The sequence below is a fragment of the Litorivita pollutaquae genome, assembly GCF_003205515.1.
Classification (GTDB): domain Bacteria; phylum Pseudomonadota; class Alphaproteobacteria; order Rhodobacterales; family Rhodobacteraceae; genus Litorivita; species Litorivita pollutaquae.
Genome location: NZ_KZ826487.1, coordinates 35,776 through 60,826 on the forward strand (window position 1 = coordinate 35,776; position 25,051 = coordinate 60,826).

At 59.0% G+C, this 25,051-nt stretch carries 23 protein-coding genes; 17 read left to right on the top strand and 6 right to left on the bottom strand.

Going from position 1 to position 25,051, the window contains the following annotated elements:
* Window positions 1-41: 41 nt before the first annotated feature.
* Both DI396_RS12185 and DI396_RS12190 read left to right on the top strand, forming a co-directional pair.
* Window positions 42-1,025: an NADPH:quinone oxidoreductase family protein gene (locus DI396_RS12185; protein WP_235851856.1), complete on the top strand. Its 984-nt coding sequence runs from the start codon at window positions 42-44 to the stop codon at window positions 1,023-1,025.
* A 67-nt stretch (window positions 1,026-1,092) separates the two neighbouring features.
* Entirely contained in the window at window positions 1,093-1,632 is a 540-nt protein-coding gene (locus DI396_RS12190) for an NADPH-dependent FMN reductase (protein WP_110796503.1), read from the top strand.
* Here DI396_RS12190 and DI396_RS12195 read toward each other — a convergent pair.
* From DI396_RS12195 to DI396_RS12210, 4 genes are all read right to left on the bottom strand, one after another.
* Window positions 1,629-2,453, bottom strand: coding sequence for an IclR family transcriptional regulator (locus tag DI396_RS12195; protein ID WP_110796504.1), 825 nt, complete (start codon window positions 2,451-2,453; stop codon window positions 1,629-1,631). The two genes, DI396_RS12190 and DI396_RS12195, sit on opposite strands and share 4 nt — an antisense overlap.
* Window positions 2,454-2,547: 94 nt before the next feature.
* Complete coding sequence (locus DI396_RS12200; protein ID WP_235851857.1) at window positions 2,548-4,281, bottom strand: long-chain-fatty-acid--CoA ligase; 1,734 nt, start codon at window positions 4,279-4,281, stop codon at window positions 2,548-2,550.
* A gap of 4 nt (window positions 4,282-4,285) precedes the next feature.
* Complete coding sequence (locus tag DI396_RS12205) at window positions 4,286-5,062, bottom strand: SDR family NAD(P)-dependent oxidoreductase (RefSeq protein WP_110796506.1); 777 nt, start codon at window positions 5,060-5,062, stop codon at window positions 4,286-4,288.
* Window positions 5,063-5,244: 182 nt separating this feature from the next.
* Window positions 5,245-6,798: a class I adenylate-forming enzyme family protein gene (locus tag DI396_RS12210; protein WP_110796507.1), complete on the bottom strand. Its 1,554-nt coding sequence runs from the start codon at window positions 6,796-6,798 to the stop codon at window positions 5,245-5,247.
* A 224-nt stretch (window positions 6,799-7,022) separates the two neighbouring features.
* Here DI396_RS12210 and DI396_RS12215 point away from each other — a divergent pair, with 224 nt between their 5' ends.
* From DI396_RS12215 to rpe, 4 genes are all read left to right on the top strand, one after another.
* Complete coding sequence (locus tag DI396_RS12215; protein ID WP_110796605.1) at window positions 7,023-7,778, top strand: SDR family NAD(P)-dependent oxidoreductase; 756 nt, start codon at window positions 7,023-7,025, stop codon at window positions 7,776-7,778.
* A 150-nt stretch (window positions 7,779-7,928) separates the two neighbouring features.
* A complete protein-coding gene (locus DI396_RS12220; protein ID WP_110796508.1) occupies window positions 7,929-8,888 on the top strand; it encodes a class 1 fructose-bisphosphatase in 960 nt (319 codons plus the stop codon).
* Window positions 8,889-9,047: 159 nt separating this feature from the next.
* Window positions 9,048-10,109 (top strand): class II fructose-bisphosphate aldolase, encoded by a 1,062-nt coding sequence (gene fba, locus DI396_RS12230; RefSeq protein WP_110796510.1) that lies wholly within the window; start codon window positions 9,048-9,050, stop codon window positions 10,107-10,109.
* 105 nt (window positions 10,110-10,214) lie between these two features.
* Window positions 10,215-10,904 (top strand): ribulose-phosphate 3-epimerase, encoded by a 690-nt coding sequence (rpe, locus tag DI396_RS12235; protein ID WP_110796511.1) that lies wholly within the window; start codon window positions 10,215-10,217, stop codon window positions 10,902-10,904.
* 62 nt (window positions 10,905-10,966) lie between these two features.
* Here the strand turns inward: rpe and DI396_RS12240 are convergent, their stop codons facing one another.
* Entirely contained in the window at window positions 10,967-11,533 is a 567-nt protein-coding gene (locus DI396_RS12240) for a PAS and helix-turn-helix domain-containing protein (protein ID WP_235851858.1), read from the bottom strand.
* 136 nt (window positions 11,534-11,669) lie between these two features.
* Here DI396_RS12240 and DI396_RS12245 point away from each other — a divergent pair, with 136 nt between their 5' ends.
* From DI396_RS12245 to DI396_RS12295, 11 genes are all read left to right on the top strand, one after another.
* Window positions 11,670-12,989, top strand: coding sequence for an acetylornithine deacetylase/succinyl-diaminopimelate desuccinylase family protein (locus DI396_RS12245; protein ID WP_110796512.1), 1,320 nt, complete (start codon window positions 11,670-11,672; stop codon window positions 12,987-12,989).
* A gap of 5 nt (window positions 12,990-12,994) precedes the next feature.
* Window positions 12,995-14,482 (top strand): ABC transporter substrate-binding protein, encoded by a 1,488-nt coding sequence (locus DI396_RS12250; protein ID WP_110796607.1) that lies wholly within the window; start codon window positions 12,995-12,997, stop codon window positions 14,480-14,482.
* A 159-nt stretch (window positions 14,483-14,641) separates the two neighbouring features.
* Window positions 14,642-15,598, top strand: a complete 957-nt coding sequence (locus tag DI396_RS12255; RefSeq protein ID WP_110796513.1) for an ABC transporter permease — start codon at window positions 14,642-14,644, stop codon at window positions 15,596-15,598.
* A gap of 44 nt (window positions 15,599-15,642) precedes the next feature.
* Entirely contained in the window at window positions 15,643-16,461 is an 819-nt protein-coding gene (locus DI396_RS12260) for an ABC transporter permease (RefSeq protein ID WP_110796608.1), read from the top strand.
* Complete coding sequence (locus tag DI396_RS12265; RefSeq protein WP_110796514.1) at window positions 16,458-18,053, top strand: ABC transporter ATP-binding protein; 1,596 nt, start codon at window positions 16,458-16,460, stop codon at window positions 18,051-18,053. Before DI396_RS12260 ends, DI396_RS12265 begins: the two co-directional genes overlap by 4 nt.
* A 32-nt stretch (window positions 18,054-18,085) precedes the next feature.
* Window positions 18,086-19,549: an aldehyde dehydrogenase family protein gene (locus tag DI396_RS12270; RefSeq protein ID WP_110796515.1), complete on the top strand. Its 1,464-nt coding sequence runs from the start codon at window positions 18,086-18,088 to the stop codon at window positions 19,547-19,549.
* Between the two features lie 3 nt (window positions 19,550-19,552).
* Window positions 19,553-20,710, top strand: coding sequence for a winged helix-turn-helix domain-containing protein (locus tag DI396_RS12275; RefSeq protein WP_110796516.1), 1,158 nt, complete (start codon window positions 19,553-19,555; stop codon window positions 20,708-20,710).
* An 85-nt stretch (window positions 20,711-20,795) separates the two neighbouring features.
* Window positions 20,796-21,539 carry an SDR family oxidoreductase gene (locus DI396_RS12280; RefSeq protein ID WP_110796517.1) on the top strand — a complete coding sequence of 248 codons (744 nt, stop codon included), beginning with the start codon at window positions 20,796-20,798 and terminating at the stop codon, window positions 21,537-21,539.
* A gap of 71 nt (window positions 21,540-21,610) precedes the next feature.
* Window positions 21,611-22,378, top strand: a complete 768-nt coding sequence (locus DI396_RS12285; protein ID WP_235851860.1) for an energy-coupling factor ABC transporter ATP-binding protein — start codon at window positions 21,611-21,613, stop codon at window positions 22,376-22,378.
* Complete coding sequence (locus DI396_RS12290) at window positions 22,359-22,967, top strand: energy-coupling factor transporter transmembrane component T family protein (RefSeq protein ID WP_110796518.1); 609 nt, start codon at window positions 22,359-22,361, stop codon at window positions 22,965-22,967. Before DI396_RS12285 ends, DI396_RS12290 begins: the two co-directional genes overlap by 20 nt.
* Before the next feature lie 145 nt (window positions 22,968-23,112).
* On the top strand, window positions 23,113-23,652 hold the full coding sequence (locus DI396_RS12295) for a biotin transporter BioY (protein ID WP_110796519.1): 540 nt from the start codon (window positions 23,113-23,115) through the stop codon (window positions 23,650-23,652).
* Window positions 23,653-23,812: 160 nt separating this feature from the next.
* On the opposite strand, the gene pcaF is transcribed toward DI396_RS12295, so the two are convergent.
* Window positions 23,813-25,006: a 3-oxoadipyl-CoA thiolase gene (pcaF, locus tag DI396_RS12300; RefSeq protein WP_110796520.1), complete on the bottom strand. Its 1,194-nt coding sequence runs from the start codon at window positions 25,004-25,006 to the stop codon at window positions 23,813-23,815.
* Between the last annotated feature and the right edge of the window lie 45 nt (window positions 25,007-25,051).

Consider the following 25,051-nt stretch of genomic DNA (forward strand, 5'->3'; position numbering starts at 1 on the left):
GCGCTCGTTTTGGGGCGCGGACCACGCGATGGGAGAGAGAAATGTCACAAAAAATGCACGCGGTGATGTGCCGCGAATTCGCCGGTTTGGACAAGCTGGATTACGCTGAGGTCGACGCGCCGCAGCCCAAAGACGGCGAGGTGCAAATCCGCGTCGAAGCGGCGGGGGTCAACTATCCCGACGGTCTGCTGGTTCAGGGGCTTTATCAGGTGAAACCGCCCTTGCCCTTTGCCCCCGGGTCCGAAGTCGCCGGAACGATCGAGGCCTTGGGCGCGGGTGTGACGTCGTTCAAGATCGGGGATCGCGTGGTTACCGCATGTTCGGGGGGCTATGCCGAAGTGGTCGTGGCCGAAGCCGCCCGCTGTTTCGCGATGCCCGATGGGATGGATGCGGCCGATGCCTGTGCGATGATCGTGGCTTATGGCACCTCGCACCACGCGCTCAAGCAACGCGCCAATTTGCAAGCGGGCGAGACATTGGTGGTCTACGGCGCGGCGGGGGCGACCGGAATTGCAGCTGCGCAGATCGGTAAAATCATCGGCGCGCGGGTCATTGCCGTGGCCTCCACGGACGAGAAGAAACAGATCGCGCGCGATGCCGGAGCCGATGCGGTGATCGGCTATGACAACCTCAAAGACGAGGTCAAATCCTTGACCGGCGGCAAGGGCGCGGATGTGGTGTTTGACGTGGTTGGCGGCGACGCCTTCAATGCCGCAACACGTTTCATGGCCCGCAACGGCCGGCTTTTGGTGATCGGTTTTGCTAGCGGAGAAATCCCGAAATTTCCTGTCAATTTGGCTTTGGTGAAGGAATACGCCGTGATCGGGGTATTTTGGGGCAACTTCACCCATGCACAACCCGAAGATTACGCCGAGAACATGCGCGAATTGTTCGGGTGGTATCACGATGGCAGCGTGAAGCCCTTGATCGAGGGGCGCTATCCTTTGTCGACGGCTGCGGAGGTTCTCAAACGCGTTCTGGGGCGCGGTGCCGTTGGCAAAATCGCCCTGATCCCTGGCAGCTAACTGCGGTCCATTTTATTGGAACTGGCCCATTTGGGGGCCGGTTTTTGTTGCGAGAGGTATCTGCGCGTTGAACATTCTGGCGATCTCGGGCAGCCTGCGGGAGGCATCGACCAACACTGCATTGCTGCGCGCATTGGCGGATGCCGCACCTGAGGGGATGGAGATCACGCTTTGCGAGAAGATCGGACAATTGCCGATTTTCTCGCCCGATCTCGAAGACCCGCTTCGCCCGCCCATCGTCGCGGAGTTTGCGGCGCAAATCGCGGCGGCAGAGGGCTTGATTATTGCCTGCCCTGAATATGTTCACGCGCTGCCCGGCGGGTTTAAAAATGCAATTGATTGGCTGGTGTCCGGCAGTGAAATTATCGCAAAACCGATTTTTCTGGCGCAGGCCACGTCGCGTGGAAAAGATGTATTGGCCGACTTGCAACGCGTGCTCGGCACTGTTTCGGAGCGGTTTTACCCCGCGCCGATGCTTTGTGTTCCGTTGTTGTCGAAGACGCCCGAAGACATCGCAAAGCACGTACAGGATCCGCAGATCCGCGCTGAAATTGATCTGTTTCTCGACGCGGTTTGCAGGGCCGTTATGGCGCAAGAGGTTGATTAAAACCCGGCGCGGGCCACGGTGTTGACGAGCTCAACCAGTTGCGGGCCAAGGTCGTTTTCGAGCCGATCCTTTGGCAAGACATAGGCCGGGCCGCCAAGGTTGAACACCATCAACGGGTTATCCCCATGGGGCGCGCGGTAGGGCACGGCGACGGCATGCACATCCTCTTGCCATCCGCCGATATTGGAATAGAAGCCGCGATCGGAAATCTGTTGCTTGGCGTTTTCGATTTCGTTCACAATGCCGGGCACATCCGCCGGGTCGTAGCGCGCATGGATGCGTTCTATGATATCGCCATATTCGGTCTCGTCACAGGCGGCGATATAGGCGCGTCCCATGGCGGAGCGTGTTATCGAAATGCGCGAGCCGACATTTAATTGCAGCGAAATCATTCCGGGAGAACGCGCCGTGGCGACATAGGTCATCGACATATTGTCGCGCCCGCCCAGTGCCACAAGCACCCCGTCACCACAGCGGTCAGCAAGCTGCTGCATATAAACCTGCGCGGTTTCCTTCACGCGCATCCCGCCAAGGCAAGCATACCCAAGCGACAACACCGGCACCCCCATACGGTAGCGGCCGATGCCCTCATCATAGACCAGATAGCCAAGTTTCAGCAGTGTGAAAGTCAAACGCGACACGGTTGAGTTCGGCAATCCGGTGCGCTCGGCCAACTCGCGATTGCCCAGTCCGGCTTGGTCGCTGGGGTGGAAGGCGCGCAAAATCTCAAGGCCACGGTGCAAGGCCGTGACAAACTGACGATCATTATCGCCGGTGTTCTGCGCCGCGTCCGCCGTTGTATCGGATGCTCTTTTTCTCACTTGCTGTACCTTCGCCTCGTATCGCGCCTTGCGAGTTGCTCGCGGTTACTTGAAATTCCGCACTGCGGTCAAGATGTTTGCTGAAAACCAAACCCTACCCTGCACAGTTCTCTGCTGTTTGGGTGGTTTTTGTCGCGTTCCCGCCGCGCGCGGCATCGGTTTCGGTTAACCTGCGCCAAAGAACCTTACCGGTTCCTGACTTTGGCAACGCGTCGATAAAGATCACGGATTTCGGGCATTTATAAGCTGCCATCTCGGCCGCGCACCATGCGATGATGCTTTGCTCGGTGGCGCGGCCTTTGGCGTGCTGGGCTGGCACGACATAGGCTTTAACCGTCTCGCCGCGGCGCGGGTCCCGCGCGCCGATGACACAGACTTCGGCGACGTCCGGGCAATGATGCATGAGCGTTTCGACCTCGGCGGGCCACACTTTGAACCCCGAAGCATTGATCATCCGTTTGACACGGTCGACCATGAAAAAATAGCCTTCATCGTCATACATGCCAATGTCACCGGTGCGGAAAAACCGTTTGCCATCAAATTCGACAAAGGCGTCTGCCGTGGCGTCGGGGCGGTTCCAATACCCCTCAAAGACCTGCTGCCCGTTCACGATAATTTCGCCCGTCTCGTTGGGGCCAAGCACGCGGCCGTCTTCAAGGCTCAAAATGCGGGAGTCAACGTCCATGACCGGAATGCCAAGACATTGGCGTCGCGGCTTTTGTGGGGGATTTATATGGGTTCCGCCGATGGTCTCGGACAATCCGTAGCCTTCGATGTAATCAAGGCCTGTCATCTCATGCAGCTTGGCCGCTACGGCGGCGGGCATTGCGGCACCGCCCCCGCCGATGGCGCGCAGGGAACTGAGATCATAGCTGTCAAATTCAGGGTCATTCACCAGATCGATCACCATGGTGGAAATCGACCGCCATCGTGTGATGCGGTGGCGTGCGATCAATTGCGCGGCTAAGCGGCGGTCCCAACGGGTCATGACCACAATCGTTCCGCCGACATAAATCGGGCCGTTCATGCCATTGGTCATGCCGGTGACGTGAAACAACGGCAATACCGAAAGATGCACGGCCGTATGGTCCACCGGCTGCCATACTGTGCCGCCGATGGCCGTGGTCTGTACCGATCGATGTAAATGGGTGCAGCCTTTGGGGTGGCCTGTGGTGCCTGACGAATAAGGGATTAACGCCAGATCGTTCAAACCGACATCGAGCGCGGCAGGCCTATGATCCGCGCGGATCACGTCCGACCACCGCACCACACCTGCACCGCTGCATTGGGTCTCGCTCATGCTGCCCAATGGATCGGGCAGTTTCAGATCAAACGCAGGATCAGCCATATCCGCATAGGCACCAACAATGATGTGGTTCAAATGGCCGTCACCCACCAAGGGTTGGATGAAATCCAAAAGTTCGGATCCGGCAATCGCAACCCTCGCCCCGGTATCCTCGGTCAGCTGCAACAGTTCCGCGTGGCGGTTCATCGGGTTGACCGGCACCACGGCGGCACCCGCCCGCATGATCGCATAATATCCAATGATGAATTGCGGCGAGTTTTGCGCATAGAGCAACACGCGGTCGCCCTTTGCAACGCCGCAGACCCGTTGCAAATAGCCTGCCATCGCATCGACCTGCGCGAGAAGCGCGCGATAGGTGATTTCACGGCCATGAAAAAGGATCGCGGGATGGTCCGGCAGGCGCGCCGCCGTGTTGATCAGGTTCTGCGCCACCGATTGTGCGGGCAACTCAAGGTGATGCGGAACCCCTTCGGGCCAGACGGACATATGCAGATTGGCCATGGGCCGGGTTGGGTTTTTCAAACGATCAGACCTTCATTCCGGGCAGGTTAAGCGAGGCCGTATTGCCGCCATCAACAGGCAAGGCCTGTCCCGTGATATAAGAGGCGTCGTCGCTGGCCAGAAATGCGATGGCGGCGGCGATTTCTTCCGGATGTCCGTAGCGGCGCAACTCGCACCGTTGGCCCAATTTTTCTTCTTTGCCGGCGCCGCGTGCGTAATCGAAGACACCTTTGGTCATGCCCGTTTCAATCAGGCCGGGGCAGACCGCGTTGACCCGCACGCCATAGCCGCCCAAATCGCATGCGGTGGTTTGGGTCAGGCTGATCACTCCGGCTTTGGAGGCCGAATAGATATTGCCACCCGCGCCGGACCGAAGGCCGGCCACCGAGGCCGTATTCACGATCGCACCGGCGTTTTGTTCGGCCATGACCGCACCGACATGTTTGATAAAATTGCCAACCCCGATGAGGTTGACGCCCAAGACCCGCAGCCAGTCATCGGACTCGATCTCCATGATCGGAGCATGGTTGCAGATCACGCCTGCATTGTTGGCCAAAACGTCGATGCGCCCAAACTGGCGCTTGACCTCGGCGACCAAATCCTTGATCGCCGCCTCGTCCGAGACATCGCAGGGCAGGGCGATATGACCGTCGCCCGCCAGCATCGCCCCCTGTAACGCATCCGCGTTGATGTCGACCAAAACAACGGTTGCGCCTTCGGCAGCGAGCCGCGCTGCGGTGGCTTTGCCAATGCCGCTGGAAGCGCCTGTGACGATGGCAATCTTGCCTGTAAATCTGTTCATGATCTTCCTTCCGATGCCTGAGATTGGCACAAAGATGGGCGGTGATCAATATTGCGAAATGATTTTCCGCTTTGCGAAAATTGGGCGATGTTTCAAAGGAATTTCTATTCCTATGGCCGCCGCACCTCCATGCGCCCTATACGGGGCGCGCAGTTTTCGCGCGGTGCCTTAGAGTATATGGATCAGCCCTTTGAGCCGTATTCGGCGCGCAATTCGCGTTTCAAAACCTTGCCGATTTCCGAACGCGGGAGGTCGTCACGTAGGACGACCGCCGACAATCTCTGCGTTTTACCAAGCTGTTCATTGGCCCATGCGCAAATATCTTCAGCGTTATCTGTCGCGCCGGATTTCAATACCACGAGACCCAAAGGCGTTTCGCCCCAAGCCTCTGATGGAACCGCGATCACGGCCACATCCGCGACTGCGGGATGCGCGCGCAAGACATGCTCAAGATCCGTCGCATAAATATTGAACCCGCCGGAAATAATCATATCCTTGCGGCGGTCCAGAAGGTGCAGGAAACCATCCTCGTCGAACCGGCCCATATCACCGGTGCGGATGTAGTCGAACCCGTTCGCATCGCGCCAAAGCACCTCGTCCGTTTTGTCCGGCGCGTTGTAATAACCGGGCATCATTGACCCTGAGCGGCCGACGATCTCGCCGTATTGGGTGGGGGGCAATTCATTGCCCGCCTCATCGATGATCCGTACGTCACATCCCTCGGCGGGTGTTCCGACGGTGTCCAATTTGTCGGGGTGGGCGCGGCAATTCAGAACCGTCGAAACGCCGCCTTCGGTCATGCCGTAGATTTCGTATAACTCACCGGGCCAGCGGTTCAAAATGCGCTCGATCAACGGTCCGGGTAGGGGGGCAGAGGTAGACATCTTGGCGCGATAGGCGCGCAGATCGTATCGGTCGAAATCCGGGTGGCCCATCAGACGCATGTATTGCACGGGCACCAACATTGCGTGGCTGACTTTATGCGTTTGGCTTAGCTCAAGAAACTGTCCGGCGTCGAATTTCGGCATCGACACCACCGTGCCGCCCGCCGCCAGAACCGGCAGCACCGCGACCAATGTGGTGTTGGAATAGAGCGGCGTGGACATCATCGCCACCGCGGTATCATTCAACCCGAACAAAGGCATCCGGTTCAGTTGGCGCGCGCGGAACCGGTGATCATGGGCGATGCCCTTGGGGGTGCCGGTGGTGCCGGATGAATAGATCATATCGAACAGATCATCCGCCGCGACGTCAGCAGGGGCATTGATTGGGGCATCACCAGCCCATGTCATCAGATCGGCCAGATCAATCACGACATCGGCGGCCAATTGATCGGCGACCTCACGCTGTGCCGCAGAGGTAAACAGCAAGGTTGCGCCGCAATCGGCGCGCATTTTTTGCAAAGCAGGCAGCGCAGCGCTTTGCGGCAATGGCACCATGCAGGCACCGCTCAACAGCACGCCGCAGTAGAGCGTTAGATAATCGGCGCTGTTTTCCGACAGGGCTGCGATCATATCACCGCGCCCATATCCACGCGCGGCCAATTGCGCCGCAACCCGTGACACGCGGATGTAAAATTCTGCCCAATCAAGGCGCGTGTCGCCGTCGATCACTGCGATTTTATCGGGATCGGCTGCGGCCGAAGCTGCGAGAGCCACGCCGAAATAAACCGGCACTTCGCCGTCAAGCTTAGGGGCTTGCAAACGGTTTCGCAGCGCTTTTTGGTGGGTGTTCATGAGCAGGGCCTCCCCGCCCCTATGCTTTGTGATCGCTTTCAACGCACGTCCCGACGATGCGCTGCTGCGCCTTGGCAGTCAGTGTTTCGCCATGCGGAAAAACTTTCCGCCATGATTGGCAGCATTCCCCCCGTGACGCAAGTTTCCCCCGTGGCGCAAGTTTATTTCAAGGGTCCGCACATCTGGCCGCATGGTCGGGACTGGGGGCGATGGAGGGGATGCATATGTTGGATTTGAACGGAAAAACCGCAATCGTGACAGGTTCATCGCGCGGGATCGGGCGCGCGATTGCCGAACTGTTTGCACGTTGCGGGGCCAATGTCGTCGTTTCGTCGCGCACGATGGAGGCCTGCACCCCTGTGGTGGAGAGCATTGCGGCCCAGGGCGGCGAAGCGATGGCGATCCCTTGTCACATTGGGCACAAGCAAGAATTGCAAGCTTTGGTGGAGAAAACCATCGCGGCCTATGGCCAGATTGACATGCTGATCTGCAATGCTGCGATCAATCCGGTATATGGCCCGATGTCGGAAACCTCTGACGAGGTGTTCGACAAGATCATGGGCACGAATGTGCGTTCGACCTTGAATCTGTGCAACATGGTTCTGCCAATTATGGCGGCACAGGGCGGCGGCACGGTGGTGATAATGTCGTCGATCGCAGGGATGCGTGGCAACATCAGCATCGGCGCCTACGGTATTTCCAAAGCGGCCGAAGCCGCATTGGCGCGCAATCTGGCGGTCGAATGGGGACCTGATAATATTCGCATCAATGCGCTTGCCCCCGGTTTGGTTAAAACCGATTTCGCCAGAGCGCTCTGGGAAGATCCCGTGCGGTTGGAGCGCGCCGAAAACCGCACGCCGTTGCGCCGGATCGGCACGCCCGAAGACATCGCCGGAACCGCATTGTTTCTTGCAACCGAGCTGTCGAGTTACATCACCGGCCAGACTATCGTGGCCGATGGCGGCGAAACGATCACCTGAACCGGAATCGGACAGGCGTGTGGTGACGGGGCCCGCGTCGCGCGCTTTGCTGCTTTTGCCGTTCAACCCCGCATCAATCTATGGTTAAACTCGGACGAACCCATTCTCGCCGCCCATGCGCGTGCCCGATCGCTCAGAACTGGATGCCCAATGACCCAACCCGTGATTGCCCCCGACCATATTCCCGCCGACCTCTATGATGTGATTGCGGCGCTGTGCCGGACGTCGATCGACGTGGCGGCGATCATTGCCAAAGGGCCGCTGGGCCAATCGCTTGGCAATTTGGTGGGAGAGAACTCGGATGGCGACGGACAAAAGGCATTGGATGTTTTGTGCGACGAGATGTTCACCGCTGCGCTGACACGTGAAAACGTGCGGTGGTATGCCTCTGAGGAACAAGAGACGGTCAATTCTCTCAACGAGAACGGCAAATACGCTTTGGCCATTGATCCGCTGGATGGATCGTCCAACATCGATGTGAATGTCTCTATTGGCACGATCTTTTCAATTTTCGAGGCCAAAGACGATGCCGAGGCCAGCTTCTTGCGGCCCGCGTCCGAGCAAGTCTGTGGCGGCTATGTTGTTTATGGCCCGCAAACCGCATTGGTCGTCACCTTTGGTGCAGGCACGCAAATGTATGTGCTTGACCCCGACACAAAGGTTTTCATCCTGGTTGAGGAAAAAATGACCATCGCGCCCACCTCGAAGGAATTCGCGATCAACGCATCGAACTATCGCCATTGGGTGCAGCCTGTGCGCGCGTATGTCGACAATTGCCTTGCGGGCAAAGACGGCCCCCACGGCAAGGATTACAACATGCGCTGGGTCGGGTCCTTGGTTGCGGAAACCCACCGGATTTTGAGCCGTGGCGGCATTTTCCTTTATCCGTCGGATGCGCGCAAAGGCTATGAAAACGGGCGTTTGCGGATGATCTACGAATGCGCGCCGATTGCGTTTGTCATTGAACAGGCGGGCGGCCGGGCCACCGATGGCGAAACACCGATTCTCGAACGTCAGGTCGATACGTTGCACGGGCGGGTGCCGTTGGTTTTCGGTTCGGCGGAAAAAGTCACCCGCGTTGCCGAGCATCACAATATGCCCGCCGTTTGAGCCGATTGTTCACGGCGTGCGAACGGCGTGATGGATGGTAGCGTAAACATGTCATGAATTGCCCTGATGCCTGTGGCGCGAGGGCGCGCGACATTGTAGTCGAAGGTCAAAGCCGTGCGGGGGAACGCCCCGCCGATACCGGACAAAAGGGATTTTATCATGGCACTTATCACATTGCGTCAATTGCTCGACCATGCCGCCGAACACGATTACGGCGTGCCGGCGTTCAACATCAACAATATGGAACAAGGCCTTGCCATCATGCGCGCCGCCGAAGCCGTTGATGCGCCGGTGATCTTGCAAGCCAGCCGCGGCGCCCGCAATTACGCCGGTGACATTATGCTGCGCCACCTGATCCAAGCCATGGCGGAAATGTTCCCGCATATCCCGGTTTGCATGCATCAGGATCATGGCAACAACGAAGCCACCTGCACCAGCGCGATCCGCCACGGATTTACCTCGGTGATGATGGACGGCAGCCTTGAAGCCGATGCGAAAACAGCCGCTTCTTATGAGTATAACGTCGAAATCACCCGCGCCGTGACCGACATCGCCCATTGGGTCGGGGCCTCTGTCGAAGGCGAATTGGGCGTTTTGGGCAATCTGGAAACCGGCGAGGCTGCCGAAGAGGACGGCTCTGGCGCATCGGGCAAATTGACCCGCGACCAGATGCTTACCGATCCCGAACAATCGGTGGATTTCGTGCGGCGCACCAAATGCGACGCGTTGGCGATTGCCTGTGGCACCTCGCATGGCGCCTATAAATTCACCCGCAAGCCCGACGGTGAGATCCTTGCCATGAGCACCATCGAGGCGATCCACAAACGCTTGCCGACGACGCACCTTGTGATGCACGGCTCGTCTTCGGTGCCGCAGTATTTGCAAGATCTGATCAATGCTCATGGCGGCGAGATGCCGCAAACCTATGGCGTGCCGGTGGAAGAGATCGAAAAAGGCATCAAAATGGGCGTGCGCAAGGTCAATATCGACACCGATTGCCGCATGGCGATCACCGGCACCTATCGCCGCATCGCGCAGGAAAACCCTGATGAGTTTGACCCGCGCAAATTCAACATCCCCGCGATGGAAGAGATGACCAAGCTGTGCAAAGATCGCTACGAGCGCTTCGGCACCGCCGGTCACGCCAGCAAAATCCGCGTTATTCCGATGGACGATATGGCCAAACGCTATGCCGATGGCACGCTTGATCCCAAATTGTAACGCGGCTTTGCGTCTGGGCATTGCGCCCGATGAACCCTATATGAGGGGCGCGCCCATCTATTTATTGGGTCGCGCCCCTTTTTCATCTCTGACCAGAGGCCTGCCATGAGCTTTGACCGTTCTATCAAAATCGCCCCTTCGATCCTATCCGCCGATTTCGCCAACTTCGGTCAGGAAATCCAAGCCATCGAGGCCGAGGGCTGTGATTGGGTGCATGTCGATGTGATGGACGGGCATTTCGTGCCGAACCTGACCTTTGGCCCGCCGCTGGTCAAAGCGATCCGCCCGCATATCAAAACCGTCATGGACGTGCATTTGATGATTTCGCCAGTCGATCAATATCTTGAGGCCTATGCCGAGGCGGGCGCCGATGTGATTACCTCGCATCTGGAGGCCGGGCCGCATGTGCACCGCACGATGCAAGCCACCCGCGCGCTGGGCGTCAAGGCGGGCCTTGCGCTCAACCCCGCGACCCGCGCCGAAGAGGCCGAATATCTTTTGGATATGGTCGATTTGATTTGCGTGATGACGGTGAACCCCGGTTTTGGCGGGCAAAAATTCATCCATAGCCAGATCGACAAGGTCAAGAAACTGCGCGCAATGATCGGGGACCGTCCGATCCATATCGAGATCGACGGTGGCATGACGCCGGAAACCGCGCCGCTTATGACGGCGGCTGGGGCCGATGTTTTGGTCGCCGGATCGGCCGTGTTTAAAGGCGGATCGGTGCAAGATCCCGCACCCTATGGCGAGAATATCCGCGCCATTCGCGCGGCAGCGACGGCGGCGCAGTAAGCCGCTTTTATACGATTTCGGTTTTCGGCACAGGCGCGCGGGACACTGCGCGCCTGTTGTGGTTATCCCAGATGCGACAAGCGCGCCAAAAGCGCCGAAGCATTACGCACCTCGAATTTGCGGAGCAACCGTGCCCGCACGTCTTCGATGCTGCGCGGCGACAGGTTTAATTCGCGGGCGATTTCCTTGCTGGTCAACCCACGCGACAATCCCGATATCACGTCACGTTCGCGCGGGGTCAGGCTTTGCGCCGCTTCGGCATGTGCCAGAGGCGCAAAACTCATCACCACCCGTGCCAGCGGCGTTTCGGGGGTCAGCGTATGCGCGCGAAACCGGAACCAGATCGGTTTGCCGTTCTCATGGCGCATGATCCGCTCATCGCTATAGGTCGCGGCCTGTTTCAACGGCTCCAAACCAATGTCGCGCACACGGTCAAAATCGCTGCCCGATGGGTAAAACATTCGAAAACTCTGTCCGATAATGTCCCGACGTTCATATCCGAACAAATCTGCAAACCGTGCATTGCACGCACGGATCACCCGATCTTCGCTTAAAACGATCCCCACGGGGGCGGCATCAAAGGCCAGCAAAGCGAGGCTTTGGTCCATCATCTCGCGCGGTTCCTGCATCGGGTGCTTCCATTCTCTTAGGGGCAATTTGTTGCCCGTGTTATTACGGTATTGAGACCGTATCGCAACCCGCGCAAGCTTGACCAGAGAAAAACGACCTTTGTCCGAACGGATGCGGCAGACGCAGGGAGTCATAATGCAAGACGACAGCGATCTTGGACGGCGTTTGGAGGCGGCAGTTTTGGCGCGGCGGGATGACTTGATCGAACTGACGGGCGATTTGATCCGCATTCCGACGCTCAATCCCCCCGGTGAAAACTACCGCGAGATTTGTGATTTTCTTGATCGGCGGTTGTTGAAATCCGGTTTTGATACGCGGCTGATCCGCGCCAAAGATACCCCCGGCGACAGTGAAAAGTTCCCGCGCTGGAACATCGTCGCCCGCCGCGAAGGCACGCGCCCCGGCGAATGCGTGCATTTCAACAGCCATATCGACGTGGTCGATGTCGGTAAGGGATGGACCACCGATCCGTTCGGCGGCGCGTTGATCGATGGAAGAATCTATGGGCGCGGCGCGTGCGACATGAAGGGGGGATTGGCGGCCAGCATCATCGCCGCCGAGGCGTTTCTAGAGGTCTGTCACGATTTCGCCGGCGCGCTTGAAATTTCCGGCACAGGCGACGAGGAATCGGGCGGTTTTGGCGGTGTCGCCTATCTCGCCGAGCAAGGCTATTTCGATCCCAAGCGTGTGCAACATGTCATCATCCCCGAACCGCTTAACAAAGACCGCATTTGCCTTGGTCATCGCGGGGTGTGGTGGGCGGAAATTGAGACCCACGGCGAGATTGCCCATGGCTCCATGCCCTTCCTTGGCGATTGCGCGGTGCGCCATATGGGCGCCGTGGTGCGCGAAATGGAAGACACGCTTTTCCCTGCGCTGGCGCGCAAACGCACGGATATGCCGGTGGTGCCGGAGGGTGCCAAACAATCGACGCTCAACATCAATTCGATTCACGGCGGCCAAAGCGAAGGCGCGGCGGATTTCACCGGATTACCTAGCCCCTGCGTGCCCGATAGCTGCCGCATGGTGATCGACCGGCGGTTTCTTATCGAAGAGGACATCGACGAGGTCCAAGCAGAGATTCGCGCCATTTTGGAAACCGTCAGAGAAGGCCGCGCGAATTTCTCCTATGACATGCGCGAAATGCACCGTGTCCTGCCGACAATGACCGAAAAATCAGCCCCCATCGTGCGCACAGTCGCCAAAGCCATCGAAGACACAATGGGGCTTGAGGCGGAATATGTAGTTTCTCCAGGGACTTACGACCAAAAACACATCGACCGTATTGGTCGTTTGAAAAATTGTATCGCTTATGGGCCTGGCATTCTGGACCTTGCGCATAAACCGGATGAATATGTCGGTGTGGATGATATGATCCAATCTGCACAAGTGATGGGCCGCAGCCTGATTTCCTTGCTGGTTCAGGGGGATGGCGCCGCCGCAAACGGGGAATGAACGACATGTTTTATAAATCCATCAAAGCTGGCCTTTTGGGCGCGACGGTTCTGGCGTTCGGCGCTGTGGCGGCCCATGCCGAACGCAGCGACCTGACCATTGCGATGCAGCTTGAGCCGCCGCATCTGGACCCAACGAGTGCCGCAGCCGGAGCCATCGACAGCGTCGTCTATTCCAATATCTTCGAAGGTCTGACGCGGTTTGCGGCGGATGGTGCGGTGATCCCTGGCCTCGCATCGGCATGGGCGATTTCCGGGGACGGCTTGACCTATACCTTTACGCTGCGCAGCGATGTGAGCTTTCATGATGGCACCACAATGGACGCCGAGGATGTGAAATTCTCGCTTGATCGTGCCCGCGCCGAGGACAGCAGCAATGCGCAAAAGGCGCTTTTTGCGGGCATCCATGATGTCGAGGTTGTCGATCCCCTGACCGTCAAGGTGACGTTGGCCGAGCCAAACGGATCCTTCTTGTTCAACATGGCGTGGGGCGATGCGGTGATCGTTGCGCCCGAAAGCGTCGGGGACATCAAAACCAACCCCATCGGCACCGGCGCGTTTAAATTCGCCAATTGGGTGCAGGGCGACAAAATCGATGTCATCCGCAATGACGCCTATTGGGGCACCAAACCGGCGCTTGAAAAAGCCACGTTCAAGTTCATCTCGGACCCCACTGCGGCCTTCGCGGCGGTGATGGCCGAAGATATCGATGCCTTTGCCGGTTTCCCGGCGCCAGAGAACCTGCCGCAATTTGAAGCGGACCCGCGGTTCCAAGTGCTCGTCGGCTCGACCGAAGGCGAAACGATCTTGTCGATCAATAATAAAATGCCACCGTTCGATAACGTCAAAGTGCGCGAAGCCGTGGCCCATGCCATCGACCGCCAAGCCATCATTGATGGCGCGATGTTCGGATATGGCATCCCGATCGGCACGCATTTCGCCCCGCATCATCCCGACTATGTCGATTTGACCGCGATGAGCCAATATGACCCGGAATTGTCGAAAAAACTCTTGGCCGAGGCAGGGTTCCCGGAGGGGTTCAAGACCACGCTGAAATTGCCGCCGCCCTCTTATGCGCGCCGTGGCGGAGAGATCATCGCGGCGCAGCTTCGCGCCGTCGGTATCGAGGCCGAGATCAGCAATTTGGAATGGGCGCAGTGGTTGGAACAAGTGTTCAAGGGCAAGGATTTCGGCCTGTCCATCGTGTCGCATACGGAACCGATGGACATCAACATCTATGCCAATCCCGATTACTATTTCCAATATGACAGCCCCGAATTCCAAACCGTCATGGCACAGTTGGCGTCGGAAAGCGATCCGGAGCAGCGTTCGGATTTGCTGAAGTCCGCACAGAAAATGATATCTGAGGATTACGTCAACGGATATCTGTTTGAATTGGCCTATCCTACGATCGCGAATGCGAAAGTTCGCGGCCTTTGGCAGGACGCGCCGACACAGGCCGTGGATCTTACCGGCGTCAGCTGGGCCAAGTAAGCCCGCAGCTGCGCAAAAAAAAGACGGGGGCGTATGTTTCGCCCTCGTCCTTCGATCATACCCGTCGGTGTCGGCCTGACCTGCGGCCTCCCGACTTTCCTCGCCCCACCGTGCTGTTGCCATGGGGCATGCCTCCACCCTGCATTTTGAAGGACATCAATGCTGCGCTACATGCTCAAACGTTTGGTGTCCCTGTGTCTGTCTCTGCTGGTGGCCAGTGCAGTGATTTTCCTTTGCATTGAGGTCGTTCCGGGAGATCCGGCGGCCTATATGCTTGGCATGAATGCCCAAGAAGACACGCTTGCCGCGCTGCGCGCCGAGCTTGGCCTCGAAGGCTCGACCTTATCTCGTTATTTCGCATGGGTCGGTGGTATGGTGCAGGGCGATTTTGGCACCTCTTATACCTATCGCACCCCCGTCGCCGAGATGATTGGTGAACGCCTTTGGGTCTCTTTGCCCTTGGCGGTTTATGCATTGGTGCTCTCGACAGTGATCGCTTTTCCGGCGGGCATCTGGGCGGCGTCGCGTCGCGGCCGCCTTGCCGATTATGGCGTCATGGGTATGACGCAGCTCGGCGTGGCGATCCCGAATTTCTGGTTTGCGATGCTGATGGTTCTGGTCTTTGCGATCAACCTGCGCTGGATGCCGGCGGGGGGCTTTGCCGGATGGGACGAGGGCCTGTTCGCGGCGCTGAAATCTCTCACATTGCCGGCGATTGCTTTGGCCTTGCCACAAGCATCGATTTTGGCCCGTGTGATGCGATCCTCGCTATTGGATACGCTGGGCGAAGATTTCATCCGCACCGCCCGCGCCAAGGGCCTCACCCGTGCACAGGCGCTTTGGCGGCACGCGCTGCGCAACGCGTTGATCCCGGTTTTAACGATCATCGGATTGCAATTCTCTTTCCTGCTGGCAGGGGCAATCATCATCGAGAATGTTTTCTACCTGCCGGGCCTCGGGCGGTTGGTGTTCAAAGCCATCTCCGCCCGAGATTTGATCGTCGTCGAAAGCGTGGTGATGCTTTTGGTCTTTGCGGTGATCATGGTGAATTTCGCGGTCGATATGGCCTATGCGGCGGTCGACCCACGTTTGCGCAAAGGCGGGCAGGGACGATGACCGCCCGCCTCGATACCACGACGGGCAGCGGCATGCGCCGCGCTATGGGCAATCGCTCTTTGGTGATTGGTCTGTTTTTGACGGTGTTCTTCGCGGGCATGGCGCTGATCTCGCTGATTTGGGTGCCCTATGACATCACGCAGCTGCATATCGCCGACAAACTGCATACCCCTGAACCTGCGCATCTTTTGGGCACGGATCATTTCGGCCGCGATATTTTATCGATGATCATGGTTGGCGCGCGCACCTCGATTGCCGTGGCATTGGTCGCGGTGGGGATCGGTATGGGGCTGGGCGTGCCGCTGGGACTTTGGGCGGCAGCGCGCAAAGGATCGCTTGTGGATGAATTGATCATGCGCGGCAACGATGTGGTTTTTGCCTTTCCGTCGCTTTTGATCGCGATCATCATCACGGCGATTTTTGGCGCGTCGGCGCTCAATGCGATCATCGCCATCGGGATCTTTAATATTCCGGTTTTCGCGCGGCTGACCCGCTCCGGCGCGCTGTCGCTTTGGACCCGCGATTATGTGCTCGCCGCGCGTGTGGCGGGCAAAGGGCCGGCGCGGATTTCCATCGAGCATATCTTGCCAAACGTGACCAATCTCCTGATCGTGCAGGGCACCATTCAATTCTCTCTTGGTATTCTTGCCGAAGCCGGTCTGAGCTATGTTGGTCTGGGGGCGCAGCCGCCGATCCCGAGCTGGGGCAGGATGCTGGCGGACAGTCAGACGATGATCTCTTTTGCCCCGCATCTGGCCATCTTTCCGGGGCTTGCGATTTTGTTCACGGTGCTGGGGTTGAACCTTTTGGGGGACGGGTTGCGCGATTCGTTCGATCCGCGTTTGCGGCGGGGGCGCGAATGAGCGACTTATTGTCCATCGAGAACCTGTCGTTGACGATCCATGGGGCGCCGATCCTGCGCAATGTGTCGCTCACCGTGGGCGCCGGGCAGATTGTCGGCGTGATTGGCGAAAGCGGCTCTGGCAAGTCCATGACCGCCTTTGCCGTGATGCAATTGTTGCCACGCGGCGCGCGAACCGTAGGGCGCATCATGTTGAATGGCCACGCCATGCTGGACCTGCCCGAACGCGATCTTTGCGCGCTGCGCGGCGCGACGGTCGGCATGGTGTTTCAAGAGCCGATGACCGCGCTCAACCCCTTGAAAACCATCGGGGATCAAGTGGCCGAAACCATTTTGATCCACGAAAAGGTCAGCCGCTCCGAAGCGATTAATCGCGCCCGTGATGCGCTTGCCCGGGCTGAATTGCCCGAAGAAAAATTCGCGCTCGGGCGCTATCCGCATGAGCTGTCCGGAGGGCAACGCCAACGGGTCGTCATCGCCATGGCGATTGCTTTGCGCCCCAAACTTCTGATCGCGGACGAGCCGACAACCGCGCTTGATGTCACCACACAGGCCGAAATTCTCAAGCTGCTCAAACGGCTCGTGCGCGAGGACGGTATGGGGCTATTGCTGATCTCTCATGATCTTGCTGTGGTGGCGGATATGGCCGATCATATCGTCATCATGCAGCGCGGCGACGTCGTCGAAGATGGCCCATGCCCCGCGATTTTTGGCGCGCTGAAGCACCCTTACTCGATTGCGTTGCTAGAGGCCTCCGATCACAGTCCCGCCTATTCCGGCGCGCCCTCGGATGCGCCATTGTTGGAGTTGCACAATGTGGTGCGCGATTATCCCACGCGCAGCGGCGGGTTATGGGGCAAATCGGGATATTTCCGCGCTGTAGATCATGTGAGCTTTACCATCCGGCGCGGTGAAAACCTTGGCCTTGTCGGGGAAAGCGGGTGCGGCAAATCCACCTTGACCCGTGCGATCCTCGGGCTTGAGCCGGTGCAGGGCGGCGAGATCTTGTTGGATGGCGCGCCGATCATGCAAAACGGCCATGCTGCCCGTGACATACGCCGCCGTATGCAGGTGGTCTTCCAAGATCCCTATGGCAGCTTCAATCCCCGCCACCGTGTCGCACGGTTGGTCGCGGAACCCTATCATTTGCTTGATGATCCTCCCACGGGTGCGGCCCGCGATACCGCCATTTCCGAGGCCTTGGAAGCCGTGGGCATGCAGGCCGCCGATGCCGGGAAATACATCCATGAATTTTCCGGTGGGCAAAGGCAACGCATCGCCATTGCCCGCGCTCTGATTATACGGCCCGAGTTGATTATTCTTGACGAGGCGGTCAGCGCATTGGACGTCTCGGTGCGTGCGCAGGTTCTTGACCTTTTGGCCGATCTTTCCGCGCGTTTCGGGCTGACATATCTTTTCATCAGCCATGATCTGGGCGTGGTGCGCAACGTGTGCGATCGCGTCTTGGTCATGCAGGATGGGCGCATCGTCGAAGAGGGGGAAACCGCGCAAATTTTCGATGCACCACGTCAAGATTACACCCGCCGCTTGATGGCGGCGACACCGCGTTTGCCGCAGGCAGCGGCAGAGTAAGACCGGCCCGGCAGGGTTAAAGGGAGAGAGTTATGAGCGATCTAGAGGGCGATCTGAACCTGTGGTTCGATCCGGCAAAATGTTTGATCGGCGGGGTTTGGTGTGCGCCGGCCGGAGGGCAGATATTGCCGCTTTATAATCCGTCGACGGGGGCACAAATCGGCGCGATCGCACGCGGTGGGTCTGCCGACATTGATGCGGCGGTTGCCGCCGCCGAGGCCTCTCAGGCCGGTGCATGGGGCCGGATGCCGGCGGCCGAACGCGGTCGGTTGTTGCTGAAACTCTCGGCCATGGTGTTGTCCCGTGCCGAAGATCTGGCGCGGATCGAGGCGATGGATGTGGGCAAGCCACTTAAACAAGCCCGCGCAGATGCGGTCGCCTTGGCCCGCTATCTCGAATTCTACGGTGGCGCGGCGGATAAATTGCACGGTGCGACGATCCCTTATCTAGAGGGCTACACGGTTTACACCCTGCGCGAAGCACATGGCGTAACGGGGCATATCGTGCCGTGGAACTACCCGATGCAAATCATCGGGCGGTCGGTTGGTGCGGCTTTGGCGACGGGCAATTCATGCGTGTTAAAACCGGCCGAAGATGCCTGCCTCACGGCCTTGGCCTTCGCGGATATCGCCTTGCAGGCGGGGCTTCCGGCGGGGGCGCTCAATGTTGTGCCTGGATTGGGGGCAGAGGCGGGGGCCGCCCTGACCGCCCACGCTCGTGTCAATCACATCAGCTTCACCGGATCGGTCGGCGTTGGCCAAATGGTGCAACGCGCGGCGGCGGATCACATCGTGCCGGTGACCTTGGAATTGGGCGGTAAAAGCCCGCAATTGATGTTCGAGGACGCGGATTTGGACGCCGCATTGCCGTTTTTGGTCAATGCCGGCATCCAGAACGCGGGACAAACTTGCTCGGCCTCCTCGCGCATCTTGGTGCAACGCGGCGTTTATGACGAGGTCACGGCGCGGATGGCTGATGCCTATGGAAAATTGCGTGTTGGTCCGGCCTTGGCCGATCTGGATGTCGGGCCGTTGATTTCGGCGCGGCAAAAGGCAACGGTTGAAGGGTTTTTGGCGCGGGGCGCGGATCTTGAAGTTGCGGCAAGGGGCAGCTTGCAAGATGCACCCGAGGGCGGCAACTACATCTGTCCGACGTTGTTTTGCGGTGTGGATCCGGCGCATGTTCTGGCGCGAGACGAGATTTTCGGCCCTGTGCAGGTGATCATTCCTTTTGAGGATGAGGCCGAGGCGTTGAGCATCGCCAATGGCACTGATTACGGTCTGGTGGCCAGTCTTTGGACCCGTGATGGCGCGCGGCAAATGCGGGCGGCCAAAGCGATCCGCGCGGGGCAGGTGTTTATCAACAATTATGGCGCGGGCGGGGGCGTGGAATTGCCCTTTGGCGGCGCGGGGAAATCCGGTCATGGGCGCGAGAAAGGGTTCGAGGCGATGTATGGGTTTACCGCGCTGAAAACTGTCGCGGCCTATCATGGGTAGGTCATGAGCGCGCGGATCGACATTCCCAATGCGCAGGCGCGGCACCTGTGGCTGGCGGCGCATGATCTCGCCGCGGCGCCGGTGGCGCATATCGATGCGTTGACGACGATCCGGCGGCTTGGGTTTTTGCAAATCGATACGATCCGCAATGTCACCCGTGCGCATAATCATATCTTGTGGTCGCGCAATCGCAGCTACCGCGAGGGTGATCTTTGGCCGCTATTGAAGCAACGCAAGATCTTTGAACATTTCACCCATGACGCCAGCTTGATCCCTGTCGAAACCCTGCCGCTTTGGCAGGTGCAATTCGCGCGGCTCGGGGCCAAGGTGGCCGCCTATGAGTGGTTCAAATCCGGGCTTGGCCAAAAGCAGGTCGCAGATATTCGCGCGCGGATCAAAGATGAGGGCGCATTGTCCACCCATGCCTTTGACACCAAATCAAAAAGCCGGGAAATGTGGGCGCGGCCACCCCATAAAAAGGCGCTTGATCAAATGTGGTATGCGGGGGATTTGGCCACCTGTCACCGTGAGAATTTCATCAAGTTTTACGATCTGGGCGAGCGTGTTTTCACCCCCGTGGAAACGCCGCCTGAGGCAGAAGCGCTTGGCGCGTTGCACGCGGATGCCTTGAACCGGCTCGGCATGGCCACCACCGGCGAGGTGCAACGGTTTTGGGGGGTGGCTTCGGCGGTGGAAACACGCAGTTGGGCGGCGGATGCGGATCATATTCCCGTGCGGGTCGAAGGCGCGGACGGGCAATGGCGCGACGCGATGGCCGCGCCGGATATCGAGGCGCGTTTGGGCGCATTGCCGGCTTTGGCAGGGCAAATCCGGCTGCTTAACCCGTTCGACCCCGCGATCCGCGACCGTGCGCGCACCGAGCGGTTGTTCGGGTTTACATATCGCAATGAAATGTTCGTGCCTGCAGCCAAACGCATCTGGGGTTACTACGTTTACCCGTTGCTCGAAGGGGATCGTTTCGTTGGCCGGATCGAGGTCAAAGGCGACCGCGCGGCGGGGCAAATGACCATCACAGGATTTTGGCCTGAAGAGGGCACGAAATGGGGCGCGGGGCGTAAGGCGCGGCTTGATGCGGAGTTGGCGCGCTTTGCACGGCTGGCCGGATTGGATGAAGTTTTATGGACCCCAGAGCTGCGTTGAGGATGTGAGGTTGAGGATGTGAGAGAGAAGCGTGTGTTAGTGTAAATCGGCGAGATAACCGCTGGATCATGAGAGGGAAAAGAACATGAGGTTGAACGGGAAAACGGCCATTGTGACCGGCGCGGCAAGTGGGTTCGGCGCGGGGATTGCACGCAATTTTATCGCCGAGGGTGCCGAGGTGGTGATCGCGGATGTGAACGCCGCAGGGGCGCAATCTCTGGCTTCTGATTTGGGCGCGAAAGCCCATGCGTTTGGCGGTTCGGTTGCTGACAAGGGCGATGTCGAACGTTTGCGCGATCACGCGATAGAGGTCATGGGCCGCGTCGACATATTGGTCAATAATGCGGGCGTCACCCATATGCCGACCCCTTTGGAAGAGGTCTCAGAGGAAGATTTTGACCGTGTCTTTGCGGTCAATTGCAAATCCATTTACCTCATGGCGCAGGCCTTCGTGCCGGTTATGAAGCCGATTGGCGGGGTGATCCTCAACGTGGCGTCGACGGCGGGGTTGAGCCCGCGTCCCAACCTGAATTGGTATAACGCCTCCAAAGGGTGGGTGATCACCGCGACGAAAACCATGGCTGTCGAATTGGCGCCGCAAGGCATGCGTGTGAACGCGCTTTGTCCCGTCGCGGGCGAGACGCCGTTACTGGCCAGTTTTATGGGCGAGGATACGCCAGAAACCCGCGCCAAATTCTTGTCGACGATCCCCTTGGGGCGGTTCTCAACCCCTGAAGACATGGGCAATGCGGCGGCGTTCCTTTGCTCGGACGAGGCCAGCATGGTCACCGGCGTATGCATGGAGGTGGATGGGGGGCGCTGTATTTAGACGCATGGAGTTTTGGGCCGGGTGCAAAGAAGCGATTGGCATGGGCCGGTAAATCACGGTATCTGGCGGGCATGACAGATCAATCGAAGAGTGACGCGCGCTCCGGCGATGCTGTATGCCTGAATGGCATCGTTTTGGAACGGGGCGGAACTGCCTTGTTTGACGGGCTGGATATCGACATGCGGGCGCGCCGTATCGGGATCGTCGGGCGCAATGGCGCGGGCAAAAGCCAGATGGCGCGTTTGATCGCAGGCCTGACCGCGCCGGACACTGGCAAGGTAACGGTATGCGGCGTCGATGTCGCCAAGGACCGGAAAGGCGCGCTCGGCGCGGTGGGAATCCTGTTCCAGAACCCCGATCACCAAATCATTTTCCCCACCGTCGAAGAGGAGTTGCTCTTTGGCCTGCGGGCGCAGCGGGTGGCGAAATCCGAGGCCTTGGCCAAGATTTCTGTGATGCTCGAAACCGTCGGGCACGGGGATTGGGGGCCGCGCGCGGTGCATACGCTCTCGGGCGGGCAGAGGCATTTGGTCTGCCTGATGTCGGTTCTGTTGATGCGGCCCAAGGTGATCGTGTTGGACGAGCCCTTCGCAGGCCTTGACCTTGGCGCGCGCTTGCGGTTGGCGCGGCTATTGGAACGCAGTGATGCGATGATTTTGCATATTTCGCACGATCTGGAGGCGCTCGAAAGCTATGACGAGGTGCTTTGGATTGATCGACCGGCCGGAGCCCATGAGCCCGCTTATTTGCGGGCGCAAGGACCAGCCAAGGAGGTTTTAACCGCCTATCGTGGCGAGATGGAGAAGCGCGGAGGCGGCAATGATTTCACTGACCTCTGAGACACGCACGCCCTATCACAGCTGGCGCGCGGGGCCGAAGCTGGCGGCGATGTGTTTGTTTACGCTCGGTTTTTTCTTTGTCGATAGCGCGATTTGGGCGGCGCTGGTTCTGGTTTTCGTTGCGGGGCTGTATTTGTTGGGCGGGATGCGTTTCGCCCGCGAGGGGCTGCGCAATCTGCGCCCGATGCTGTGGATTTGCGGGTTGATTTTCGGCTGGCATTTGTATCGCGGCGAGCCTTTGCCAGGGTTTATCGCGGTGGCCAAACTGACGGTCGCAGTATCCTTGGCCAATTTGGTGACGATGACAACGCAACTGGCGGCCCTCTTGGAGGTTCTGGAACGCGCAATGAAGCGAATCGGTATAAGCGCGGCGCTGCGCGGACGGGTGGCCTTGGCCATTGCGCTGGTCATCCGCTTTATTCCGGTGTTGGGCGAAAAAGGCGGGTATCTGGCACAGGCATGGCGGGCGCGCTCGCCTAAGCGGGCGGGTTGGCGACTGTTTTTTCCCTTTGCTTTGATTGCGATTGATGACGCGGAGCAGGTCGCCGATGCGATCCGGGCGCGCGGCGGCGTGACCGAGGCCGAGTGAGCGTCGTATCGGGCTTGGTGATCCTCCGGTTCGCGGAAACTACGGTATTCGTGCTAGGCATTTTGGCGAAGATGGCTTAAACAGCCTTGTAATTAGAAAAGGATGCGGGAAACCCCGCGCCAACACTGGACAGGAACCAATCGTTATGGAACGTAATATCACTCTTATCGCGCTGTTTGCAGCGCTGATCGCGGCGCTCGCCATGCTGCCGAAATTCATGCTGGCCTCGGGCGTGCCGATCACGGCGCAAAGCCTTGGTATCATGTTGGCGGGCACGTTGCTGGGCCCGAAACGTGGGGCCTTGGCAGTGTTGCTGTATCTTGGCTTGGCGGCTGTCGGGCTGCCGATCCTCGCAGGTGGCAAGGGCGGATTGGCGCCGTTTATGGGCATCACGGCTGGCTACCTTGCCGGTTTTGTCGCTGCGGCTTTTGTTGCGGGTTTGCTCGCACAGAAATGGCGCGAAAAAGGCGGGGCCATCTTGCCTGCGCTGGCGGCCTTTATTGGCGGGATTGTGGTGCTACACGCATTCGGGATTGTCGGCATGGCAGCTTATGCGGATGTCAGCCTTGCTGCGGCTTCGGTTTGGGCCGTGCCGTTCCTGATCGGAGATGCGATCAAAGCGGTTCTCGCGGGATTGATCACCCAAGCCGTGATGCGCGCGCGTCCCGGCTTGGCCAAAGCCTAACTCGTACCCCAATAAAAGACATCGAAACGCGCGGTCCTTGTGGCGGCGCGTTTTGCGTTTGACTGAGGGTCACGCTATTGATGCGGATGCTGCAGGACAATAAAAAAGGGCGGCGCGATATCGATCGCGTCGCCCTCTTGTTTTCTACGCGCGGGGGCGGTTAAACCGCCTCGAGCATGAGCGAAATACCTTGCCCAACGCCGATGCACATGGTGCAGATGGCGCGTTTCATCGAATTCTCCTGAAGGGTGATCGCCGCCGTAAGCGCCAAGCGCGCGCCGGACATGCCAAGAGGGTGACCCAAGGCAATCGCGCCGCCATGCGGGTTCACATGATCCGCGTCATCGGCCAATCCAAGATCGCGCGTCACCGCAAGCCCCTGAGCGGCGAATGCTTCGTTCAGTTCGATCGTGTCGATGTCGCCGATGGTGGTGCCGGTCAATTCCAGCAGTTTTTTCGTCGCGGGCGCCGGGCCAAATCCCATAATACGTGGCGGCAGGCCCGCCGTGGTCATGGCGCCGATTTTCGCCTTGGGAGTCAGGCCGTATTTCTCGACGGCAGCCGCCGAGGCGATGATAATCGCGCAAGCGCCGTCATTGACGCCCGATGCATTGCCAGCGGTGACGCTGCCGCCCTCGCGGAAGGGTGTATTGAGTGCGGCGAGCTTTTCCATCGTTGTGGCACGCGGGTGCTCGTCGGTGTCGAAAATGATCGGGTCGCCTTTGCGTTGCGGCAAAGACACCGGTGCGATTTCGCGGGACAGACGGCCCGAGGCAATGGCCGCCGCTGCGCGTTCTTGTGAGGCCAATGCAAAGGCGTCTTGCGCTTCGCGCGAGATATCGAACATTTCGGCGACGTTCTCGGCGGTTTCGGGCATGGAATCCGTGCCGTATGCCTTATGCATCGCTTTGTTGATGAAACGCCAACCGATGGTGGTGTCGTAAATTTCGGCGCGGCGGGAGAAGGCGCTGTCGGCTTTGGGCATCACCAAAGGCGCGCGGCTCATGCTTTCGACGCCGCCGGCCATCACGACCTCGACCTCGCCGGAGCGCACGGCGCGCGCGGCGGTGCCGACGGCATCAAGGCCCGAACCGCAAAGCCGGTTCATCGTCACGCCCGGCACCTCTTCGCCAAGCCCGGCCAGCAAGGCCGACATGCGCGCGACGTTGCGGTTGTCTTCGCCTGCCTGGTTGGCGCATCCCATAATGACCTCGTCAATCTGCAACCCGCTCAGCGGTGCGGTGACTTCGCGCATCACATGGGCCAGCATATCATCCGGGCGTATACCGGACAGCGAACCGCCATAGCGGCCGATTGGTGTGCGCAATCCTTCACATAGAAATACATCTCTCATCGGGTCGAAATCCTCGTATTAGGGCGCGGTAGTCGCGCGTAAGCC

What these genes read in the sequence shown, in the direction of transcription:
- DI396_RS12185 (WP_235851856.1), top strand. Translation starts at nt 42, where the DNA reads ATGTCACAAAAAATGCACGCGGTGATGTGCCGCGAATTCGCCGGTTTG.
- DI396_RS12205 (WP_110796506.1), bottom strand. Translation starts at nt 5,062, where the DNA reads ATGAACAGATTTACAGGCAAGATTGCCATCGTCACAGGCGCTTCCAGC.
- DI396_RS12210 (WP_110796507.1), bottom strand. Translation starts at nt 6,798, where the DNA reads ATGAACACCCACCAAAAAGCGCTGCGAAACCGTTTGCAAGCCCCTAAG.
- DI396_RS12215 (WP_110796605.1), top strand. Translation starts at nt 7,023, where the DNA reads ATGTTGGATTTGAACGGAAAAACCGCAATCGTGACAGGTTCATCGCGC.
- DI396_RS12220 (WP_110796508.1), top strand. Translation starts at nt 7,929, where the DNA reads ATGACCCAACCCGTGATTGCCCCCGACCATATTCCCGCCGACCTCTAT.
- fba (WP_110796510.1), top strand. Translation starts at nt 9,048, where the DNA reads ATGGCACTTATCACATTGCGTCAATTGCTCGACCATGCCGCCGAACAC.
- rpe (WP_110796511.1), top strand. Translation starts at nt 10,215, where the DNA reads ATGAGCTTTGACCGTTCTATCAAAATCGCCCCTTCGATCCTATCCGCC.
- DI396_RS12240 (WP_235851858.1), bottom strand. Translation starts at nt 11,533, where the DNA reads ATGCAGGAACCGCGCGAGATGATGGACCAAAGCCTCGCTTTGCTGGCC.
- DI396_RS12245 (WP_110796512.1), top strand. Translation starts at nt 11,670, where the DNA reads ATGCAAGACGACAGCGATCTTGGACGGCGTTTGGAGGCGGCAGTTTTG.
- DI396_RS12250 (WP_110796607.1), top strand. Translation starts at nt 12,995, where the DNA reads ATGTTTTATAAATCCATCAAAGCTGGCCTTTTGGGCGCGACGGTTCTG.
- DI396_RS12255 (WP_110796513.1), top strand. Translation starts at nt 14,642, where the DNA reads ATGCTGCGCTACATGCTCAAACGTTTGGTGTCCCTGTGTCTGTCTCTG.
- DI396_RS12260 (WP_110796608.1), top strand. Translation starts at nt 15,643, where the DNA reads ATGGGCAATCGCTCTTTGGTGATTGGTCTGTTTTTGACGGTGTTCTTC.
- DI396_RS12265 (WP_110796514.1), top strand. Translation starts at nt 16,458, where the DNA reads ATGAGCGACTTATTGTCCATCGAGAACCTGTCGTTGACGATCCATGGG.
- DI396_RS12270 (WP_110796515.1), top strand. Translation starts at nt 18,086, where the DNA reads ATGAGCGATCTAGAGGGCGATCTGAACCTGTGGTTCGATCCGGCAAAA.
- DI396_RS12275 (WP_110796516.1), top strand. Translation starts at nt 19,553, where the DNA reads ATGAGCGCGCGGATCGACATTCCCAATGCGCAGGCGCGGCACCTGTGG.
- DI396_RS12280 (WP_110796517.1), top strand. Translation starts at nt 20,796, where the DNA reads ATGAGGTTGAACGGGAAAACGGCCATTGTGACCGGCGCGGCAAGTGGG.
- DI396_RS12285 (WP_235851860.1), top strand. Translation starts at nt 21,611, where the DNA reads ATGACAGATCAATCGAAGAGTGACGCGCGCTCCGGCGATGCTGTATGC.
- DI396_RS12290 (WP_110796518.1), top strand. Translation starts at nt 22,359, where the DNA reads ATGATTTCACTGACCTCTGAGACACGCACGCCCTATCACAGCTGGCGC.
- DI396_RS12295 (WP_110796519.1), top strand. Translation starts at nt 23,113, where the DNA reads ATGGAACGTAATATCACTCTTATCGCGCTGTTTGCAGCGCTGATCGCG.
- pcaF (WP_110796520.1), bottom strand. Translation starts at nt 25,006, where the DNA reads ATGAGAGATGTATTTCTATGTGAAGGATTGCGCACACCAATCGGCCGC.